Origin of the sequence: Silanimonas lenta DSM 16282, assembly GCF_000429065.1 — a bacterium.
Lineage (GTDB): Bacteria > Pseudomonadota > Gammaproteobacteria > Xanthomonadales > Xanthomonadaceae > Silanimonas > Silanimonas lenta.
In genome coordinates, this window is the sequence record NZ_AUBD01000017.1 from 1 (window position 1) to 2,500 (window position 2,500).

Annotated in this window: 2 rRNA genes (1 of these 2 cut by a window edge); both read right to left on the reverse strand. The window is 56.1% G+C overall.

Annotated features, from left to right (window positions below):
• Window positions 1–83 (reverse strand): 5S ribosomal RNA (rrf, locus tag G408_RS0108300); the annotation flags it as partial.
• Between the two features lie 125 nt (window positions 84–208).
• Window positions 209–2,500 (reverse strand): 23S ribosomal RNA (locus tag G408_RS0108305) (it continues 557 nt past the right edge of the window).

Here is a 2,500-nt window from a genome sequence, read left to right on the forward strand (position 1 = left end):
TGCACACTACCATCGGCGCGTGCGCGTTTCACTTCCGAGTTCGGGATGGGATCGGGTGGTTCCACGCAGCTATGTTCACCAGGGAGAGGGTGGAGGGTCGCTGTTGGCCCTGTGGCCTCCAGCGCGCACGCTCTCATGGGGGACTTGTGACGTAACAGTTGGTTTGTCCTGAATCGCGCGTCGCGATGTCAAGGCGTCTCGAGGTTATATGGTCAAGCCGCACGGATCATTAGTATCGGTAAGCTCAACGCATTGCTGCGCTTACACACCCGACCTATCAACCACGTAGTCTTCATGGTTCCTTCAGGGGACTTGTGTCCCGGGAGATCTCATCTTGAGGCGCGCTTCCCGCTTAGATGCTTTCAGCGGTTATCGCTTCCGAACATAGCTACCCGGCAGTGCCACTGGCGTGACAACCGGAACACCAGAGGTTCGTCCACTCCGGTCCTCTCGTACTAGGAGCAGCCCCTCTCAAATCTCCAACGCCCACGACAGATAGGGACCGAACTGTCTCACGACGTTCTGAACCCAGCTCGCGTACCACTTTAAATGGCGAACAGCCATACCCTTGGGACCGACTACAGCCCCAGGATGTGATGAGCCGACATCGAGGTGCCAAACACCGCCGTCGATATGAACTCTTGGGCGGTATCAGCCTGTTATCCCCGGAGTACCTTTTATCCGTTGAGCGATGGCCCTTCCATACAGAACCACCGGATCACTAAGACCTGCTTTCGCACCTGCTTGATCCGTCGATCTTGCAGTCAAGCACGCTTCTGCCTTTGCACACAATGCGCGATGTCCGACCGCGCTGAGCGTACCTTCGTGCTCCTCCGTTACTCTTTGGGAGGAGACCGCCCCAGTCAAACTACCCACCATACATGGTCCCCGACCCGGATCACGGGCCCAGGTTAGAACGTCAAGCACATCAGGGTGGTATTTCAAGGATGGCTCCGCCGAAGCTGGCGCCTCGGTTTCACAGCCTCCCACCTATCCTACACAGACGAACTCAACGTTCAATGTAAAGCTATAGTAAAGGTTCACGGGGTCTTTCCGTCTTGCCGCGGGAACGCTGCATCTTCACAGCGATTTCAATTTCACTGAGCCTTGGGTGGAGACAGCGCCGCTGTCGTTACGCCATTCGTGCAGGTCGGAACTTACCCGACAAGGAATTTCGCTACCTTAGGACCGTTATAGTTACGGCCGCCGTTTACTGGGGCTTCGATCAAGAGCTTCGGTTTCCCTGACCCCATCACTTAACCTTCCAGCACCGGGCAGGCGTCACACCCTATACGTCCACTTTCGTGTTTGCAGAGTGCTGTGTTTTTGATAAACAGTCGCAGCGGCCTGGTCACTGCGGCCCATCTTGCGATGGGCGTACCTTCTCCCGAAGTTACGGTACTATTTTGCCTAGTTCCTTCACCCAAGTTCTCTCAAGCGCCTGAGAATTCTCATCCTACCCACCTGTGTCGGTTTACGGTACGGTCTCCCGTGAGCTGAAGCTTAGAGGCTTTTCCTGGAAGCGTGGGATCGGTGACTTCGTCCAATAGGACTGGTCTCGTGCTTCAGCCTTGGGACAGCGGATTTGCCTACCGCCCCAGCCTTTGCACTTTCCCCGGGACGACCAACGCCCGGTACACGTACCCTTCTCCGTCCCCCCATCGCACTCACGCGAGGTGCTGGAATATTAACCAGCTTCCCATCGACTACACCTTTCGGTCTCGCCTTAGGGGCCGACTCACCCTGCGCCGATGAACGTTGCGCTAGGAAACCTTGGGCTTTCGGCGTGCGGGCTTTTCACCCGCATTATCGTTACTCATGTCAGCATTCGCACTTCCGATACCTCCAGCAGCCTTCTCAGGCCACCTTCGCAGGCGTACGGAACGCTCCTCTACCGCGCACACGAAGTGTGCACCCCAAGCTTCGGTACATCGCTTAGCCCCGTTAAATCTTCCGCGCAGACCGACTCGACCAGTGAGCTATTACGCTTTCTTTAAAGGGTGGCTGCTTCTAAGCCAACCTCCTGGCTGTCTATGCCTTTCCACATCGTTTTCCACTTAGCGATGATTTTGGGACCTTAGCTGTGGGTCTGGGTTGTTTCCCTTTTCACGACGGACGTTAGCACCCGCCGTGTGTCTCCCGTGTAGCACGTCCTGGTATTCGGAGTTTGCCATGGTTTGGTAAGTCGCAGTGACCCCCTAGCCATAACAGTGCTCTACCCCCAGGAGTGTTCGCACGAGGCGCTACCTAAATAGCTTTCGAGGAGAACCAGCTATCTCCGGGTTCGATTAGCTTTTCACTCCTAGCCACACCTCATCCCCTACTTTTGCAACAGGAGTGGGTTCGGGCCTCCAGTGCGTGTTACCGCACCTTCACCCTGGGCATGGCTAGATCACCCGGTTTCGGGTCTACTCCCTGCGACTATGCGCCCTATTCAGACTCGGTTTCCCTTCGCCTTCCCTATACGGTTAAGCTCGCCACAGAAAGTAAGTCGCTGACC